A 17778-nucleotide genomic window follows, 5' to 3' on the forward strand; every position below is an offset into this window, starting at 1 on the left:
ACGCTAGCCCCTATCTTGTGGCTAGCTAGCCGTCTGACTTCGTGTCGTAATATGTTATGAAAACAAGAAAAACCATAGGACTGTCAATTAAGACTGTCCTATGGTTTCTTTTATTTTTCCGTATTTAGTAACCTGCCTAGGAATCGTTGTAGGGCGAAGAAAACGATGAGGCTGGCCAATGTTTCTCCAAGGAAGGATGAGCTATTGACAATAAATGAATAGAGATAAGGGCTTTGTCCTTTAGGGGCATAGCTTCCCCAAAAGATGACACCGGCTATAAAGTGAATGAGGTAACGAGCGAAGCTACCAAGAAGAATCCCCTCAGTAATCACCATCAGAGACTTGACTTTATTGCCTTGTTTAATGGCTTTATCAAGGGCTGGTTTGACCACACCACTGATACCAATCAGACTAAAGGCGACAAAGTACTCCAGAAACCCTTGTGTCAAGGTCAGCCAACCACCGGCTGCCTGTCCTGTCACCACTTGAAGTAGCCCCCAGATAAGACCGCCCATAGCACCAGCTTTTAAGCCCCAGCGAAAACTGAGGAGAAAGATAGGTACCATCTTAAAGGAAAGGGAAATCCAAGGGCCTAGTGACATGGGCTGAGTAACTAAGTCCAGAATATAAGCAATGGTTGCAAAAAGGGCAACCTCAATCATTGGTCGAATATTTGTTTTCGACATAAAAAAACCTCCTATACCAATCGTCTTGATTGGCTGTTTTTTGCCACATCAAAACGACGTCATAGAAGTTCCTCTATTTCAATCTATTTTGAGACACATCCCTACGCAGGTCCTAACCTGATCAGGTGGTAAGAGTTTAGGCAAGTCTTGAAGAAAAAATCAAGCTAGCCATTCTCAGCAATTGCTCCTCTTGTGACTCTTTAATTGTACTACTAGAAACCCATTTCTGCAAGTGTCTGAAATCCTAAAATTGTGGTATAGTTAAAGCAAGGATTATCTTTACAATAAAAAAGGAGAAACAACTATGGGACTTTTTTCAGGACTGCTTGGCAACGCATCTAAAAAAGATAATGATAAGGTTGAGCGCCAATTGGAGGGGATCTTAATTCCAGGTGAACAGGTGGAGTTAGCCTATGTTTTAGTTCGTGACTTGATTGTCTTTACAGAGAAGCGCTTGATTTTAGTCGATAAGCAAGGTGTTACCGGGAAGAAGACTTCCTACAAGTCTATCCCTTATCACTCGATTTCTCGTTTTACTGTAGAAAGTTCAGGGCACTTTGACCTAGATGCTGAACTTAAGATTTGGATTTCATCAGCACTGGAGCCCGCAGAGGTCCTTCAATTTAAGAGTGATAATAATGTCTTTGAAATTCAACAAGCTTTGGCAGCAGCAGTGCTAAAGTAATGAGGAAGAAAAATGTTTATTGAAAAAGAACTGGGTTATAAGCGTCACTGGATTAATATTGACTCAGATATTATTTCTGAGCAATCCTACCTTTATACCAAGTATGATATTGACCAGGAAACCATAGAGTATGCCTTGGATAAAAATGAACGAGCCCACATGGACTACAATCGTGAGAATGGGACAATCACCTTTATCTATAACGTTCTGGCACTTGAAAAGGACAAGGAATACTATGAAACCATTCCTCTGACCTTTATTGTTCAAGATACGCGTTTGGTGACCATTAGTAACGAGGATAACGCTTATGTGATAAGCAAGATGCAAGATTATGTGGATAACCATGAGGATTTGTCTATCTACAAATTGCTCTTTGCAGGACTTGAGATGATTTCAAATGCCTACTATCCCGTCATTGAATGTTTGGATCAGCAAAAAGATGAGGTTAGTCGACGCCTAAGACAGACAACGACGAGTAAGAATCTTTACGATCTTTCAGATTTGGAAATAGGCATGGTCTATTTGGTGGCTGCAGCCACACAAAACCGTCTTCTATTGGAACACATCAAGGGGCACGCCATTTATCGTCGTCTCAATGAGGTCGAAAAAGAGCAGTTTGATGATGCCATGATTGAAGCCAGGCAGTTGGTTGCCATGACGGATCTTATTTCTAAGGTCTTACAGCACCTATCAGGTTCTTATAACAATATCCTAAACAACAACTTGAACAACAACTTGAGCAATCTGTCCATTATTGAGGTACTTTTAGGAGTGCTTGCCGTTATTACTGGTTTCTTTGGGATGAATGTTCCTCTACCGTTTATGACTGTCAGTCCAGCCTGGATTTTCATCATTATCGGTAGTGCGATCCTTTGTTTGGTCTTGGCCCGCTACTTGCGTTGGTTGGTCCATAAATAATAATTAGTGAGTGAAACCGTCTTCTCAAATTGGAGGCGGTTTTAAAACGTTATTCACTGTCTTTTTATTCTTAAATATGATAGACTAGATGAGTTGTTAAAATAAACGACTATTAAATACAGGTAGTTAACATACTACACAACCAAGTCTCATAAGGTGGCTTCGCACCGCCTTCAAATAGAAAGAAGAATACTTTGAAATTTACAGATTTAAACCTATCAGAAGACATCCAATCAGCTGTTGTAGCTGCCGGTTTTGAAAAGCCATCACCTATCCAAGAGTTGACGATACCACTCGCTCTTGAAGGTAAGGATGTTATCGGTCAGGCCCAAACTGGTACTGGTAAAACAGCTGCCTTTGGTTTGCCTACCCTAGATAAAATTCGTACAGAAGAAAATACAATCCAAGCCCTTGTGATTGCCCCAACACGTGAGTTGGCAGTGCAATCTCAAGAAGAGCTTTTCCGTTTTGGCCGTGATAAGGGCGTTAAGGTTCGCTCAGTCTACGGTGGCTCTAGCATTGAGAAACAAATCAAGGCCCTCCGTTCAGGTGCCCACATTGTAGTAGGGACACCAGGTCGTCTCCTTGACCTTATCAAACGTAAGGCTCTTAAACTCAATAATATCGAGACTTTGATTTTGGATGAAGCTGATGAAATGCTTAACATGGGCTTCCTTGAAGACATTGAAGCTATCATTAGCCGAGTACCAGAAGAACGTCAAACCCTTCTCTTCTCAGCAACTATGCCTGATGCCATCAAACGTATTGGCGTTCAGTTCATGAAAGATCCTGAGCATGTGAAAATCAAGGCTAAAGAATTGACCAATGTTAACGTTGACCAATACTTTATCCGAGTCAAGGAACAAGAGAAGTTCGATACCATGACTCGCCTTATGGACGTTGACCAACCAGAGTTGTCAATCGTCTTTGGACGTACCAAACGTCGTGTGGACGAGTTGACACGTGGTTTGAAACTTCGTGGTTTCCGTGCAGAAGGTATCCACGGTGACCTTGACCAAAACAAACGTCTTCGTGTTATCCGTGACTTCAAGAACGACCAAATCGATATCTTGGTTGCCACAGACGTTGCAGCGCGTGGTCTTGACATTTCAGGTGTCACTCACGTCTACAACTACGATATCCCACAAGACCCAGAAAGCTACGTTCACCGTATTGGACGTACAGGCCGTGCAGGCCAATCAGGTCAATCGATTACTTTCGTTGCTCCAAACGAAATGGGTTACTTGGGAATCATCGAAAACTTGACTAAGAAACGCATGAAAGGTCTTAAGCCACCAACAGCTCAAGAAGCCTTCCAAGCTAAGAAGAAAGTTGCCCTTAAGAAGATCGAACGCGACTTTGCGGATGAAGCTATCCGTTCTAACTTTGACAAGTTCAAAGGTGACGCGGTTAAATTGGCTCAAGAATTCACTCCTGAAGAATTGGCACTTTACATCTTGAGCTTGACCGTTCAAGACCCAGAGACAATGCCAGAAGTGGAAATTGCCCGTGAAAAACCATTGCCATTCAAACCATCAGGTGGTGGCTTTGGCGGTAAAGGCGGCAAAGGTGGCCGTGGTGGCAACCGTGGTCGCGATAACAACCGTCGTGGTGGATACCGTGGCGACCGTAACCGCGATGATCGAGATGGTGGCCGTCGTGACTTCAAACGCAAGTCTAAGAAGAATAGCCGTGACTTCGAAAACCGTGGCAATAAACGCCCACACCGTACCTCAAGCGAAAAGAAAAACGGATTTGTTATCCGTAACAAGGGTGATAAATAAACAATGAAAACGCTCTATGAAAATAGAGCGTTTTCCTATATCAAAAAGCACACGGTTATTTTTCCGTGTGTTCTTTGATATAGGCTAGTTTTTTCTCTCGGCTTTTTCTCTTAAAGAGTGCTTCGGCGCTCATGGCCTCTGGTTTGCTGGCGAAGGCTTCTGAGTAGAGGAGTTTAACTGGTAGGCGGGCTCTGGTGTACTTGGCGCCTTTGCCTGCATTATGGGTTTTGAGGCGGCGTTCGACGTCTGTGGTATAGCCTGTATAGAGGGTGCCATCGGCACACTCAACCACATACATGTAGGCCTTGCTATCCTTTGCTGTCATCGTTTAGGACTCACCTTCAGCCTTTTTTCCAAAGTAAATCTCAAAGATTTCGTCAGTATAATCACCATTTTCCTTATGCACAAAGAGAGGTGGAAGGATTTTCAAGCCATCTGTCGAGCCGTCTTTAATGGCTTCAATCAGGAGCATATTTGCCTCACGTCTCATCTTAGGATAGATAAACTGGATGCGTTTAGGTGCTAGATTATACTGGCGCATGGTGTCGATGATATCCAAAAAGCGATCAGGACGATGCACCATGGCAATGCGTCCATTAGATTTGAGGGCATGACGTGCGACCTGGCAGATTTCCTCTAGATTGGTTGTGATTTCGTGACGGGCCAAGAGGTAGTGCTCTGACAGATTCTTCTTGGACGTTTCTGTCGCCTTAAAGTAGGGAGGGTTACAGAGGATAAGGTCCACCTGAGATCGTGGGGCATGGTCAAGTAAATTTTTTAGGTCATCATTGACAACAGTCACCTGATTCTCTAGTTGATTAAGAGTTACGGAACGTTTGGCCATATCAGCTAGGCGTTCTTGCAACTCAACCAAGGTAATTGGTGCCTCGGTGCGTGTGCTGGCAAAGAGACCCACGGCACCATTTCCGGAACAGAGGTCGACGATTAACCCCTTCTTTGGAATTTTTGGGAATCGCGAGAGGAGGACACTATCAATAGAGTAGCTGAAGACCTCCTTATTTTGAATGATTTTCACATCTGTGGAGAAGAGCTGGTCAATGCGTTCTCCATCTTTTAAAATTGGATTTGTCATAGTTTTTATTGTAACAAAAAACAGCTCCCAAAGGAACTGTTGCGAGTGATTACTCTAGGACACCGAAGGTATATCCTTGATTTTTGAAGTATTCGATAATTTGTGGAAGGGTCTGAACAGTGAGCTCCTTACCAGCTGTATCGTGCATTAGTACAACTTTAACAGTAGTTTCAGGGAAATATTTCTGTGAACCGTCCATATAAGCCATCATGCTTTCAGATGTGGTTGGACGAACAGAGAGTGGTTCTGCATCTCCACAGAGCATGTTCCAGTCAATCCACTGGATATCTTCCTTGGCGAGAGCATGATCAGTACTTTCTAGACCTTGCCATGACATATGACCACCAGGATAACGGAAAATTCTTGTCTTGAAGTCCTTGCCTAAGATAGCTTGGAAATTGGCATTGGTTTGGTTAACCTCAGAAACAATCTGACTTTGGTTAGGAACACGTCCTGGATAAAGCAGATTGAAATTATGGCTAAGACTGTGGTTGGCAATGGCATGTCCTTCAGTAATTTGGCGTTTGAGGATGTTCCCATTTTCAGGTGTGATGGTATAGCCGATGTGGAAGAAGGTTGCGTGAACGCCATACTCTTTCAGGATATCCATGACTTGTGGTGTCAAAGTGGGATCAATCCCATCATCAAAGGTTAAAAAGACTACCTTACCCTTAACATCATCTGATTTTCCTCGGATAGTGTTATTAACGGCAGTGACATCATAGGCGTAGTCAGACGCCTCAATGCTGTGGTTGCTTCCTTTTTTGAGTTCTGTTTTATCCTCTTTTTTAGCTTTTTCTGAAGATGAGCTTGTGCTATTAGCGACTTGTTCAGTCTTTTCAGCCTTGGCTACTTGTTCAGATTTCGTGTTATGGCGTTGGAATAGGACAAATCCTAGGATAGCCAGAATAGCCAAGTTTGCAATAATAAGGCAAAGATTAAGTGCCTTTCTATTTTTCCCTATAATCTCAATACTTTTTTTCATAGTTACATTATAGCTCAAACTATTAGAAAGTGCCACACCATTTTCAATAGTTTACAAAGAAATTCGATGAAAAAAGCGCTCCTTTTTTGGTATAATAGTAAAAAACTTGTAGAAAAAGAGGTAAAAACGTGTTTTACGCTTATTTACGTGGGCTTGTTGTCTTCCTTCTATGGATTATCAATGGGAATGCCCATTACCACAATCGCGATAAATTATTGAACAAGGACGAAAACTATATCTTGGTTGCTCCGCACCGAACTTGGTGGGACCCTGTTTATATGGCTTTTTCAGCTCGTCCTAAGCAGTTTATTTTCATGGCTAAGAAAGAACTCTTCAAGAGTCGTATCTTTGGTTGGTGGATCCGTATGTGTGGAGCCTTCCCAATTGACCGTGAAAATCCTGGTCAAGAAGCTATCAAGTACCCTGTTAACATGCTTAAGAAGAGTAACCGTAGTTTGATTATGTTCCCAAGTGGTAGCCGCCATTCATCTGATGTTAAGGGTGGGGTTGCAGTTATCGCTAAGATGGCTAAGGTTAAGATTATGCCGGTTGTCTATCAAGGACCTCGTGAACTCAAGGGGCTCTTGACAGGTGAACGTGTGGATATGAACTATGGTAATCCCATTGATATTTCAGATTTGAAGCGTTTGAATGACGAAAATATCCAAGAGGTTGCTCGTCGTATCCAGTCTGAATTTGATCGCCTTGATGAGGAAGCTTTGAGTTATCAAACAGGCAAGAAACCCAATCCTTTGACTTATGTTTACCGAGTACCTCTCGGTATTGTGGCTATCATTGCGGTACTTTTGACCATGGCTTTCTCATATGTAGCTAGCTTTGTTTGGAATCCTGAAAAACACCGTGCCAAAGAAACTCAGAAATAAGCTAAAAACTCTATCAGACATAGATCTGATAGAGTTTTTTACTTTTTGATATATTTTTAAAATTTTTTACGAATAAGAAAGAAAATATATCAATTAAGGAGAATAGCGTGAAGGAAAAGATTCTAGCCTATGTCAAAGATAATCGTCTGTTTGTGAGTGTCATCGCTGTACTGATGGTGATTTTTTGCTTCTTTCTATGGATGACTTGTGGTGCCGGCAACAGCATGGAGGCGGAGACGTCTTATACAGATGTGACAACATTGTCAACCTCCTCATCCAAAGAAGGGTCAAAATCACTTACTGAAGTGTCTTCTCAGTCAAAGACTGAAGAAAGTGAAAAGGATAAGTCAAAAGTAACAGTGGATGTTAAGGGGGCTGTGGCCAATCCAGGTGTTTATACCTTAAAAGCAAGCGCTAGGGTGACTGACGCCATCAAAGCAGCTGGGGGAATGACCGAGGATGCGGATGCTAAGAGTGTTAATTTAGCCGCAAGCTTGTCAGACGAAGAGGTTATCTATGTAGCAACTAAGGATGAAAACCTTTCTGTCCTTGGTCAATCAGGAACTAGTCAGGTGTCTGACAAAGGAGGACAAACTAATGCTAAGGATGGGAAAATTAACTTAAATACAGCGACTGCAGAGGAATTGCAAACCATTTCTGGAATTGGAGCTAAGCGAGCAGAGGATATCATCGCCTATCGCGAAAGTCATGGCGGCTTTCAGTCCGTAGATGACCTGAAAAATGTTTCAGGAATTGGTGATAAAACGTTAGATAAAATCAGAGAGTCCATCTATGTGGCTTAAAAAAGCGCCAATCAATCTTTTTTCCTTGTCTCTTTTAATAGCTGCCCTTTATTTTACGATTTTTGTCACTAATGTTTACGCTATTGGTGCTTTTGTCTTTCTTATGGTCTGTTTTTTGAAGCATCATTGGAAGAATAAGGCAGCCCTAAAGTTGGTGGGACTTGTAGGTAGTTTCTTTTTGGTCTACTTTTTATTCTTGCATCATAGAGCTAGCATACAAGATAAACAAGCCCCTGCTGAAATCAATCAGGTGACTCTGGTTGCTGATACGCTATCGGTTAATGGTGAGCAATTATCCGCTATCGGTAAGGCCAAGGGACAAAACTATCAGGTCTTTTACCGACTCAAATCTGAGAAGGAGCAGCATTTTTTCAAGACTACTAGTCAAACGCTAGTATTAAAAGGGAAAATTACGTTAACCCAAGCAACTGGTCAACGTAATTTTCAAGGGTTTAATTATCAGTCTTATCTAGCCAGTCAAGGTATTTATCGAATCGCTCAGATTGAGCGCTTGGACCAAGTAGTACCTCAAAAATCTCTATCTCCCCTAGCTTTTTTCCATCAACTGAGGAGGAGGGCTTTGGTTCATATCCAGACGCACTTTCCTAGTCCTATGAGACACTATATGACAGGCCTGCTCTTTGGATATTTGGATAAGGAGTTCGATGAGCAGAGCCAGCTTTACACAAGTTTAGGTATTATTCATCTATTCGCACTTTCGGGGATGCAAGTGGGCTTTTTTCTGGGATGGTTTCGCTACGGTCTCCTACGCTTAGGTCTTCCTAAAGATTATCTATTTATCGTCTTGCTGCCTTTTTCCTTATGTTATGGCTTAATGACAGGTTGGACAGCTTCTGTCCTACGTTCCTTGATTCAAAGTTTGTTGGCTGAGTTTGGTATTAAAAAACTGGACAATATGGGAATAACCTTGCTTCTAATGTTTCTCTTTTTACCTCATTTTCTTTTGACAGTGGGAGGTGTTTTAAGTTGTTCCTATGCCTTTTTGTTGTGTTTGTTTGATTTTGAGGAGATGTCATCTCTTAAAAAGTCAATCTGTACGAGCTTGGTATTGAGTCTTGGGATTTTGCCCTTTCTAACTTACTATTATGGGACCTTTCAACCGGTGAGTTTAATTCTGACAGCGATGTTTTCGATAGTCTTTGATAGCTTTCTCTTACCTGTCTTGACGGTCTTCTTTGTCCTTTCAGGGTTGGTAATCTTTTCTCAAATCAACCCACTTTTTGAATGGATGGAGACCTTTTTGACTTGGATACAATCCTGGATAGGCCAGCCTTTGATTCTAGGGAAACCTAGTTTGTTTCAGTTTGGCTTGATGATAGCTGTATTGGTTCTGCTCTTTGATTTTTGGAAAAAGCCTCAGTTTAGGATTTGCCTTTTGATGATTTTTGGTCTTTTGATGGTCTGGGTCAAACATCCTTTAACCAATGAGGTGACTATGGTTGACGTTGGTCAGGGAGATAGTATTTTTCTGAGGAGTATGAAAGGCGATACCATCCTGATTGATGTGGGTGGCAAGGTGACTTTCGGCCTAAAGGAAAAATGGCAAGAGGCTAGTCAGACGAGCAATGCGGAGAAAACCTTGATTCCCTATCTACAGGCTAGGGGAGTGTCTCAAATTGACCATATGGTCCTGACTCGTACGGATACAGACCATATTGGTGATTTGGAAGAAGTAGCCAAGCGGTTTAAGATTAAGGAAATCTGTGTCAGTCAAGGAGCTTTGACTAAGCCTAGTTTTGTGAAACGACTTAGGACTTTAAAACGCCCAGTTCGTACTCTAAAGGCTGGAGACAACTTACCCATGATGGGAAGCAAGCTACAGGTTCTTTATCCAAATAAAGTTGGTGATGGTGGTAATAATGATTCGATAGTGCTCTATGGAAAATTATTAGGAAGCAGTTTTCTGTTTACGGGTGATCTGGAAAAGGAAGGAGAGGAGGAACTGATGGCCAGTTATCCCAATTTAAAAGCAGGCATCCTCAAAGCTGGACACCACGGTTCAAAAGGGTCATCGTCTGAAGCGTTTTTGGACCAGTTGCAGCCCTCCCTTGCCCTTGTTTCAGCTGGTGAGAACAATCGTTATAAACATCCAAATGATGAAACTTTGAAGCGTTTTAAGGAACGTCACATTAAGGTTTTACGAACAGACCAAGATGGAGCCATCCGTTTTAAAGGTTGGTTTAAATGGTCAAGTGAAACTGTCCGATAATTATGTGAATTCTTAATTTGTCATGCCCCTCAATCTATGGTAGAATGTAAAGGCTAATATTCCAGTATAAGAAAGATTGAACAGTATGCGTAAAATTATCATCAATGGTGGTAAGAAACTTCAGGGAGAAGTTACAGTATCAGGGGCTAAAAATTCAGTTGTTGCTTTGATTCCAGCCATCATCTTATCTGATGGGGTGGTTACTCTTGACGGGGTACCAGCAATCAGCGACGTCGATAACCTAATTGAAATTATTGAAGTAATGGGTGGTTCTGTTAAGCGTGATGGCGAAACACTTGAAATCGACCCACGAGGCGTTAAGGATATGCCAATGCCATTTGGTAAGATTAACAGCCTTCGTGCTTCTTACTATTTCTACGGTAGCTTGCTTGGACGTTACGGTCAAGCAACAGTAGGTTTGCCTGGTGGCTGTGATTTGGGACCACGTCCTATTGACCTTCACCTTAAGGCGTTTGAAGCGATGGGTGCAAGCATTTCCTATGAAGCAGAGTCTATGCGTATTGCGACTGATGCTGGTCAACGCATTCAGGGTGCTCATATCTACATGGATACAGTCAGTGTTGGAGCGACCATCAATACCATGTTGGCAGCGGCTAAGGCTGACGGTCGTACGGTTATTGAAAATGCGGCGCGTGAACCTGAGATTATTGATGTAGCAACACTTCTTAACAATATGGGGGCGCGTGTACGTGGCGCTGGTACAGAAGTCATTACTATTGATGGTGTTGATAGTCTACATGGCACTCGTCACCAGGTTATTCCAGACCGTATTGAAGCGGGTTCTTACATTGCTATGGCCGCAGCTATCGGTAAGGGAATTAAGGTTAAAAATGTTCTTTATGAACACCTTGAAAGTTTTATTGCTAAACTTGAAGCAATGGGTGTTCGTATGACCGTTGAAGAAGATGCCATCTTTGTGGAAGAGCAAGGTGATCTAAAACCTGTTGACATTAAGACATCGCCTTATCCAGGTTTTGCGACTGACTTGCAACAACCGATGACACCATTGTTATTGAAAGCAAGTGGTCGAGGAAAAATCATAGATACAATTTATGAAAAGCGTGTGAACCACGTTCCTGAATTGGCTCGTATGGGTGCTGATATTCAAGTACTCGGTGGACAGATTGTTTACAACGGTCCAACGCAACTCTCAGGTGCACCAGTAAAAGCTAGTGATTTGCGTGCGGGTGCGGCACTTGTTACAGCGGGTCTTATGGCAGAAGGTCAAACTGAAATTACCAATATTGAGTTTATCCTTCGCGGGTATTCAAATATTATTGAGAAACTTTCTGACCTTGGTGCAGATATTCGTTTGATTGAAGATTAAGTCTAAGGTTCAACCCCTAGTGGTTGAGCCTTTTTCCATTTCTAAAACTGTGTTATAATACTATCATGGATATTTGGACTAGTCTGGGTGCTTTTGCCTTTTTTGAGTCGGAGCGCCTTTCTTTTAGACCACTCATCTTTTTGGATCGTTTTGATTTACATGAAATTGTATCAAATCCTCAGAATTTACAATTTTTCTTTCCTGCCACTCAAACACAGCATGAAACGGATTGCCTTTTGGTTCATTATTTCATGAAGGAACCTCTAGGTGTATGGGCCATTGTAGATAAAGAGTTAGATAAGATGATTGGCGTTGTTCGTTTTGAAAAGATTGATGTCCAGAAACGGACTGCAGAGCTTGGCTATTTTTTGAATGCCTCATACTGGGGGAGAGGTCTAATGACTGAGGCGGTTACCTGTCTGTCAGATTTGGCTTTGACAGCTATGGGAATGGACCGTATTATTCTTATTGCCCATTTGGAAAATAAGGCATCGATTCGTGTAGCGGAAAAATCTGGCTTTAAGCTTGTGTCCCGCTTTAAGGGAGCAGACCGATACACTCGTACCATGCGTGATTATCTCCGCTTTGAGAAGGAGGAGAACTGTGAGTAAACATCAAGAAATTCTAGATTATCTTGAGGCCTTGCCAATCGGTAAGCGTGTTAGTGTGCGTAGTATTTCGAATCACTTACAGGTTTCTGATGGAACTGCCTATCGAGCCATTAAAGAAGCTGAAAATCGAGGGCTGGTTGAGACTCGTCCTCGGAGTGGGACGGTTCGAATTGAAAAGAAAGTCCAAGTTCGCCTTGACAGGCTGACCTTTGCGGAGATTGCAGAGATTACAGAGTCTGAGGTTATCTCTGGTCATGAAGGTCTGGAACGTGTCTTCAGTAAGTTCTATATTGGAGCCATGACTATTGAGAATATCACCCGTTATTTAACCAAGGGAGACCTTCTTATTGTTGGGGACCGTGAGGATATTCAATTGCTTGCCCTAGAACACAATAATGCTATTCTAGTGACGGGGGGCTTTCAGGTTTCCGATAGGGTAAAAGAGCTTTCTCGTTTGAAGCAATTTCCAGTTATGGTAACAACTTACGATACCTTTACCGTGGCAACCATGATTAACCAGGCACTTTCGAATGTCCGCATCAAAACAGACATCAAGACTGTAGCTCAAGTCTATACCAGACGAGAAGACTACAACTACATGACTCCAGAAATGACGGTCAGGGATTTTCAGAATTTGGTTAAACGGACCAATTTGGTACGTTTTCCAATTTTATCTGAGTCTGAAAAAGTGATTGGGATTGTGACCATGCGGGATGTGTCTAATCAGCAACCGACGACCATGCTTAAGGCAATCATGACAAAGCCGACGGTGACACGACTTGAGACTAGTTTGGCAACTGTTGCCCAAAAGATGATTTTTGAAGACTTTGATATCATTCCTGTTGTGGACGAAGAAAAACATTATCTAGGTGTTATCACTCGTCGTCAGGTTTTGGAAGAACTTCAGGACAATAATCGTGGCAACTTGCACACCTTTAGTGATCAAATGATAGCTAACCTAAATCAGGACAAGCATGCTTTCAGCTTTGAGGTAGAGCCCACTATGATTGACAATTCTGGGAACCTCACTCAGGGTGTTCTTGCAGAGATGGTTAAAGAGGTTGTCTATCGTATCATGGAAAAGCAGGAGCAAAATGGTCTTGTGATTGAAGAGATGATGTTTTACTTTCTTCAGGCAGCTCAGATCGATGACAAGGTGACGATTACACCAAGTATTATCGCTGAGACCAGACGTAGAGCGCATCTGGACCTTATGGTTACTCACGGAAATCATACCGTCTGCAAATCAGTCGTTGTGGTTAAGAAAACTTAGGAACGAATAAAAAATAAAAGATATAAAGAAAACGGAGAAAACAATGATTACATTAAAATCAGCACGTGAAATTGAAGCGATGGATAGGGCAGGGGATTTTCTTGCTAGCATTCACATTGGTCTACGTGACCTCTTGAAACCAGGAGTAGACATGTGGGAAGTAGAAGAGTATGTGCGTCGTCGTTGTAAAGAAGAAAATGTTCTTCCCCTTCAGATTGGAGTTGAGGGAAGCATTATGGATTACCCTTATGCGACATGCTGTGGCCTTAATGACGAAGTGGCACATGCCTTTCCACGTCACTATATTTTGAAAGATGGTGACCTCTTGAAAGTTGATATGGTCTTGTCAGAACCTATTGATAAGTCAGTCCTTGATGTGTCAAAATTGGACTTTGACAATGTTGCTCAGGTTAAAAAATACACGGAATCATATTCTGGCGGTTTGGCTGACTCATGTTGGGCTTATGCGATTGGAACGCCATCTGACGAAGTGAAAAAACTTATGGAAGTAACACGTGAGGCTATGTACCTTGGTATTGAACAAGCGGTTGTCGGTAACCGTATCGGTGATATCGGGGCAGCTATCCAAGAATACGCTGAAAGTCGTGGTTACGGTGTTGTTCGTGATTTGGTTGGACACGGAGTTGGGCCAACAATGCACGAAGAACCAATGGTGCCAAACTATGGGGTGGCTGGACGAGGTCTCCGTCTCAAAGAAGGAATGGTTTTGACTATCGAGCCAATGATTAACACTGGTACTTGGGAAATTGATACGGACCTTGAAACGGGTTGGGCTCACAAAACTCTTGACGGTGGACTTTCTTGTCAATATGAACACCAATTTGTTATTACTAAGGATGGTCCAGTAATTTTGACTTCTCAAGGCGAAGAAAGAACTTACTAATATGAAACGACAAGGCTTAATGGCCCGTCTCTTGGATAAACTCCAGTGGCGCCCTTTGCAGGTTTATCTTAGGCATTATCGTAGTGCAGAGATAGACATTTCAACTATCGCAGTGGCTTACTATCTCATTTTGACGGTTTTTCCGCTCATTGTCATTGCGGCCAATGTCTTTCCCTATCTGAATATTGATACGACAGATCTCTTGAAGTTTATGAATGAGCATCTTCCTAAGCAGTTTTATGCACCTGCAGCCAACGTTGTTCAGGATATCTTCTCGACACCTTCTGGACAGTTGTTGGGAGTTGCCTCTTTGACGGGATTCTGGACTATGATTAAGTCCTTGTCTTCACTTCAAAAGGCGATTAACAAGGTATATGGTGCCTCAGAACATCGTGATGTCTTTATTAGTCACATTATCGGTGGTTTCATGAGTCTGGTTATTTTGTTCCTGCTCACCTTTGCACTAATGCTGTCCACAATTATTCAGTCGGTCCTTCGAGTTATCAATCAGACCTATCCTATTGGTTCCAAGATGACCCAGCTTATTCTAAATAGTATTCAACCTCTGAGTATTGCAGTTGTCTTCCTGGGAATGATGGTGCTTTATTTCGTGCTTCCAAATGTGAAGATTCGAAAAATCCGTTACGTTATGCCAGGGACTATCTTTACGACTTTAGTGATTGGTTATTTAAGTAACTTGTTTGGAACCTACGTGATTCGTACCTTGAGTCGATTAGTTGACATCAAGTTATTTGGATCCATTATGATTTTCGTCTTCATGCTTTGGTTCATCTTTTTGGCCAGGATTTTGATTTTGGGCGCCGTCTTTAATGCGACCTATCAAGAACTTAGACAAGGTGAACTGAAAAGTAGGAGAGGAGATGTGATTACTATTATTCAGAGCTTTTCTGGAGATGGTAGTGACAGCAAAAAACATAAAAAAGATGAGGATAATTCCTAGATGATAAAGAGAGCTTGGTGAGATCCAGGCTCTTTTGACAGGAATATTATCCTTTGTAGATAATAAAAAGATAATGATTATGGAGGAAAAATGAAAAAACAAACTGTTCGTGATTTAACACATATTGCTATTGTGGCAGCTCTTTATGTAGTCTTGACTGTTGTGCCACCTTTTAACTTAATTTCGTATGGTCCCTACCAGTTCCGAATTGCAGAAATGTTCAATCTTTTAGGATTTTATAATCGCAAGTATATCATTGCCGTGACTTTGGGCTGTGTAATTGCTAATTTCTTTAGCTTTAACATGATTGATGTGGTTGTCGGAAGTCTCTCGACACTGGTCTTTGTCGGTTCAGGTGTTTATTTCTTCGACCGATTTAAGAACCAAGATATTTTAGGTGGACTTTTTGACAAGGCTCATGTTTACTTTGCCTTTTACTTCTCATTCTTCATGGTGACAATTGCGGCTGAGTTGACCTTGGTTACTCAGGCACCATTTTGGGCAACTTGGTTCACTGTTGCTATGGGAGAATTGGCTTCTCTCTTAGTTGGTGCAATTCTCATTAAGAAATTGGCCAAAGTTATTGATTTTGTTTCCTAAATTAACGTCTATAAAGGCGTTTTTTTCTACTTTTATGTTAAAATGTTCCTATGGAAAAACGAATGAAAGAGCTGGTTGTTAAACTTAACCAGTATGCAAAAGAGTATTATACGGAAGATAATCCATCAGTGTCAGATGCCGAGTATGATAAACTTTATCGTGAGCTTGTAGCTTTGGAGGCTGAATATCCAGAACTTGTTCAAGCAGATAGTCCAACACATCGTGTGGGAGGGCTGGTACTTGATGGTTTTGAAAAATATCAACATGAGTATCCGCTTTATAGTTTGCAGGATGCTTTTTCACGAGAAGAGCTAGATGCCTTTGATAAGAGGGTTAAGGACGAATTTCCTAATGCTGATTATATGGCTGAACTCAAAATCGATGGGCTTTCTATCTCGTTGACCTATGTGGATGGTATTCTTCAGGTAGGTGCGACACGTGGTGATGGTTCTGTAGGTGAGAATATCACTGAAAATGTCAAGCGTATCTCAGATATTCCTCTGAAGTTGGACCAACCTCTTAATATTACGGTGCGTGGGGAGTGTTACCTGCCTCGGGCTGAGTTTGAACGCATCAACATCCAACGCCAGGAAAATGGTGAGGCCGAATTTGCCAATCCACGTAATGCTGCAGCAGGAACTCTTCGTCAATTAGATACCAAAGTGGTTGCAGAGCGTCGTTTGGCGACTTTCCTTTATCAGGAAGCTAGTCCAACGGAGCGTCTAACACAAAATGATGTCTTAAATGAAGTGGCAGAACTCGGTTTCTCTGTTAATCCACGACGTATTGTCACATCATCGATGGATGAGATTTGGGACTTTATTCAAGCTGTTGGAGAAGATCGTGATCACTTGGCTTATGACATTGATGGTGTTGTCATCAAAGTCAATAGTTTGGCTATGCAAGAAGAACTCGGTTTTACAGTTAAGGCGCCACGTTGGGCCATTGCTTATAAATTCCCGGCTGAGGAAAAGGAAGCAGAGCTTCTATCAGTTGACTGGCAGGTAGGTCGTACAGGTGTAGTAACCCCGACTGCTAATTTGACTCCAGTGCAATTAGCGGGGACAACGGTTAGTCGGGCCACCCTTCATAATGTAGATTACATTGCCGAAAAAGACATTCGTATCGGTGATACCGTAATTGTCTACAAAGCTGGTGATATTATCCCTGCTGTACTTCGTGTAGTAGAGAGTAAGCGTACGACACAGGAGCCGATGGAAGTACCGACTCAATGTCCATCTTGTGGCAGTGGTCTTTTACATTTTGAAGATGAAGTTGCCCTACGTTGTATCAATCCTTCTTGCCCTGCTCAGATCAAGGAAGGCCTGATTCATTTTGCCTCTCGAGATGCCATGAACATCGCAGGTATGGGACCTTCAGTGGTTGAAAAGCTCTTTAAAGCTGAATTGGTTAAAGATGTGGCTGATATCTATGGCTTGAATAGTCAGGATTTCCTTCAATTGGAAGGTTTCAAGGAAAAGTCAGCTGAAAAACTTTACGCAGCCATTCAAGCATCAAAAGAAAATTCTGCAGAGAAATTGCTCTATGGCTTGGGTATTCGTCATGTTGGCGCCAAAGTTAGTAAGCAGTTGCTAGAAGCTTTTGGCAGCATACAAGAGTTAGCCAGTGCAGATGTCGAGGCTATTGCTGCTGTAGATGGTTTAGGAGAGGTTATTGCCAAGTCCATCCAGCGCTATTTTGCTAAGGAGGAGGCTCAAGTTCTTATGAAGGAACTGGAATCCTATGGTGTTAATTTGTCCTATCTTGGACAAAAGGTGGCAGATGATGCTATCTTATCTGCTAAGACAGTTGTTTTGACAGGGAAATTGGAGCATCTTAAACGTAGTGAAGCAAAGGCAAAACTAGAAGCTCTGGGTGCTAAGGTGACAGGTTCTGTCTCTAAGAAAACAGATTTAGTAGTTGCTGGTAGTGATGCCGGAAGTAAGTTGGAAAAAGCACAAAGCCTAGGAATTGAAGTAAAAGATGAGGCTTGGTTGCTGGATTTATAGGAGT

17 protein-coding genes and 1 riboswitch are annotated in these 17778 nt (G+C 42.1%); of the genes, 13 read left to right on the forward strand and 4 right to left on the reverse strand.

Annotated elements, in window-relative coordinates; translation table 11 throughout:
* Window positions 1-110: 110 nt before the first annotated feature.
* Complete coding sequence (gene thiT / locus H7T98_RS01160) at window positions 111-686, reverse strand: energy-coupled thiamine transporter ThiT (RefSeq protein WP_002884661.1); 576 nt, start codon at window positions 684-686, stop codon at window positions 111-113.
* An 81-nt stretch (window positions 687-767) separates the two neighbouring features.
* Window positions 768-887: riboswitch (TPP riboswitch) on the reverse strand.
* A gap of 103 nt (window positions 888-990) precedes the next feature.
* On the opposite strand from thiT, the gene H7T98_RS01165 reads away from it, so the two are divergent.
* The 3 genes from H7T98_RS01165 to H7T98_RS01175 all read left to right on the forward strand — a co-directional run bounded on the left by H7T98_RS01165 (window position 991) and on the right by H7T98_RS01175 (window position 4073).
* Entirely contained in the window at window positions 991-1371 is a 381-nt protein-coding gene (locus H7T98_RS01165; RefSeq protein ID WP_013991039.1) for a PH domain-containing protein, read from the forward strand.
* A gap of 12 nt (window positions 1372-1383) precedes the next feature.
* Window positions 1384-2289 carry a magnesium transporter CorA family protein gene (locus tag H7T98_RS01170; protein ID WP_195968836.1) on the forward strand — a complete coding sequence of 302 codons (906 nt, stop codon included), beginning with the start codon at window positions 1384-1386 and terminating at the stop codon, window positions 2287-2289.
* A 194-nt stretch (window positions 2290-2483) separates the two neighbouring features.
* On the forward strand, window positions 2484-4073 hold the full coding sequence (locus tag H7T98_RS01175; protein WP_164332042.1) for a DEAD/DEAH box helicase: 1590 nt from the start codon (window positions 2484-2486) through the stop codon (window positions 4071-4073).
* Window positions 4074-4128: 55 nt separating this feature from the next.
* Here H7T98_RS01175 and H7T98_RS01180 read toward each other — a convergent pair whose 3' ends face one another.
* Genes H7T98_RS01180 through H7T98_RS01190 form a run of 3 tightly spaced genes read right to left on the reverse strand, consistent with a single transcriptional unit; the run spans window position 4129 to window position 6151 of the window.
* Window positions 4129-4398 (reverse strand): GIY-YIG nuclease family protein, encoded by a 270-nt coding sequence (locus H7T98_RS01180; RefSeq protein ID WP_118172086.1) that lies wholly within the window; start codon window positions 4396-4398, stop codon window positions 4129-4131.
* Window positions 4399-4401: 3 nt separating this feature from the next.
* Window positions 4402-5166 carry a tRNA1(Val) (adenine(37)-N6)-methyltransferase gene (locus H7T98_RS01185; RefSeq protein ID WP_059749235.1) on the reverse strand — a complete coding sequence of 255 codons (765 nt, stop codon included), beginning with the start codon at window positions 5164-5166 and terminating at the stop codon, window positions 4402-4404.
* Between the two features lie 49 nt (window positions 5167-5215).
* Window positions 5216-6151, reverse strand: a complete 936-nt coding sequence (locus tag H7T98_RS01190; RefSeq protein ID WP_021143741.1) for a polysaccharide deacetylase family protein — start codon at window positions 6149-6151, stop codon at window positions 5216-5218.
* A gap of 128 nt (window positions 6152-6279) precedes the next feature.
* Between H7T98_RS01190 and H7T98_RS01195 the strand changes: the two genes are divergently transcribed.
* The 10 genes from H7T98_RS01195 (at window position 6280) to ligA (ending at window position 17774) form a co-directional block, all read left to right on the forward strand.
* Window positions 6280-7035 carry a lysophospholipid acyltransferase family protein gene (locus tag H7T98_RS01195; protein WP_021143742.1) on the forward strand — a complete coding sequence of 252 codons (756 nt, stop codon included), beginning with the start codon at window positions 6280-6282 and terminating at the stop codon, window positions 7033-7035.
* Window positions 7036-7142: 107 nt separating this feature from the next.
* A complete protein-coding gene (locus H7T98_RS01200) occupies window positions 7143-7838 on the forward strand; it encodes a helix-hairpin-helix domain-containing protein (protein WP_021143743.1) in 696 nt (231 codons plus the stop codon).
* Window positions 7828-10068 (forward strand): DNA internalization-related competence protein ComEC/Rec2, encoded by a 2241-nt coding sequence (locus H7T98_RS01205; protein WP_201061045.1) that lies wholly within the window; start codon window positions 7828-7830, stop codon window positions 10066-10068. Before H7T98_RS01200 ends, H7T98_RS01205 begins: the two co-directional genes overlap by 11 nt.
* 85 nt (window positions 10069-10153) lie before the next feature.
* Window positions 10154-11416 (forward strand): UDP-N-acetylglucosamine 1-carboxyvinyltransferase, encoded by a 1263-nt coding sequence (locus H7T98_RS01210; protein WP_201061047.1) that lies wholly within the window; start codon window positions 10154-10156, stop codon window positions 11414-11416.
* 65 nt (window positions 11417-11481) lie between these two features.
* On the forward strand, window positions 11482-12027 hold the full coding sequence (locus H7T98_RS01215; RefSeq protein WP_013991031.1) for a GNAT family N-acetyltransferase: 546 nt from the start codon (window positions 11482-11484) through the stop codon (window positions 12025-12027).
* On the forward strand, window positions 12020-13300 hold the full coding sequence (spxR, locus tag H7T98_RS01220; RefSeq protein WP_002884454.1) for a CBS-HotDog domain-containing transcription factor SpxR: 1281 nt from the start codon (window positions 12020-12022) through the stop codon (window positions 13298-13300). Before H7T98_RS01215 ends, spxR begins: the two co-directional genes overlap by 8 nt.
* 43 nt (window positions 13301-13343) lie before the next feature.
* Window positions 13344-14204 (forward strand): methionyl aminopeptidase, encoded by an 861-nt coding sequence (locus tag H7T98_RS01225; RefSeq protein ID WP_004183173.1) that lies wholly within the window; start codon window positions 13344-13346, stop codon window positions 14202-14204.
* Between the two features lies 1 nt (window position 14205).
* Complete coding sequence (locus H7T98_RS01230) at window positions 14206-15165, forward strand: YihY/virulence factor BrkB family protein (RefSeq protein ID WP_201061049.1); 960 nt, start codon at window positions 14206-14208, stop codon at window positions 15163-15165.
* 90 nt (window positions 15166-15255) lie between these two features.
* Complete coding sequence (locus H7T98_RS01235) at window positions 15256-15765, forward strand: QueT transporter family protein (protein WP_004183169.1); 510 nt, start codon at window positions 15256-15258, stop codon at window positions 15763-15765.
* Window positions 15766-15815: 50 nt separating this feature from the next.
* Window positions 15816-17774 (forward strand): NAD-dependent DNA ligase LigA, encoded by a 1959-nt coding sequence (ligA, locus tag H7T98_RS01240; RefSeq protein WP_201061051.1) that lies wholly within the window; start codon window positions 15816-15818, stop codon window positions 17772-17774.
* Window positions 17775-17778: the final 4 nt, after the last annotated feature.

Origin of the sequence: Streptococcus sp. 23.2 (assembly GCF_016648665.1) — a bacterium.
GTDB lineage: Bacteria > Bacillota > Bacilli > Lactobacillales > Streptococcaceae > Streptococcus > Streptococcus salivarius_E.

Excerpts from the sequence above, each read along its gene's own strand:
- thiT (WP_002884661.1), bottom strand. The coding sequence starts at position 686 with ATGTCGAAAACAAATATTCGACCAATGATTGAGGTTGCCCTTTTTGCA.
- H7T98_RS01165 (WP_013991039.1), top strand. The coding sequence starts at position 991 with ATGGGACTTTTTTCAGGACTGCTTGGCAACGCATCTAAAAAAGATAAT.
- H7T98_RS01170 (WP_195968836.1), top strand. The coding sequence starts at position 1,384 with ATGTTTATTGAAAAAGAACTGGGTTATAAGCGTCACTGGATTAATATT.
- H7T98_RS01180 (WP_118172086.1), bottom strand. The coding sequence starts at position 4,398 with ATGACAGCAAAGGATAGCAAGGCCTACATGTATGTGGTTGAGTGTGCC.
- H7T98_RS01185 (WP_059749235.1), bottom strand. The coding sequence starts at position 5,166 with ATGACAAATCCAATTTTAAAAGATGGAGAACGCATTGACCAGCTCTTC.
- H7T98_RS01190 (WP_021143741.1), bottom strand. The coding sequence starts at position 6,151 with ATGAAAAAAAGTATTGAGATTATAGGGAAAAATAGAAAGGCACTTAAT.
- H7T98_RS01205 (WP_201061045.1), top strand. The coding sequence starts at position 7,828 with ATGTGGCTTAAAAAAGCGCCAATCAATCTTTTTTCCTTGTCTCTTTTA.
- H7T98_RS01210 (WP_201061047.1), top strand. The coding sequence starts at position 10,154 with ATGCGTAAAATTATCATCAATGGTGGTAAGAAACTTCAGGGAGAAGTT.
- H7T98_RS01215 (WP_013991031.1), top strand. The coding sequence starts at position 11,482 with ATGGATATTTGGACTAGTCTGGGTGCTTTTGCCTTTTTTGAGTCGGAG.
- H7T98_RS01225 (WP_004183173.1), top strand. The coding sequence starts at position 13,344 with ATGATTACATTAAAATCAGCACGTGAAATTGAAGCGATGGATAGGGCA.
- H7T98_RS01230 (WP_201061049.1), top strand. The coding sequence starts at position 14,206 with ATGAAACGACAAGGCTTAATGGCCCGTCTCTTGGATAAACTCCAGTGG.
- H7T98_RS01235 (WP_004183169.1), top strand. The coding sequence starts at position 15,256 with ATGAAAAAACAAACTGTTCGTGATTTAACACATATTGCTATTGTGGCA.
- ligA (WP_201061051.1), top strand. The coding sequence starts at position 15,816 with ATGGAAAAACGAATGAAAGAGCTGGTTGTTAAACTTAACCAGTATGCA.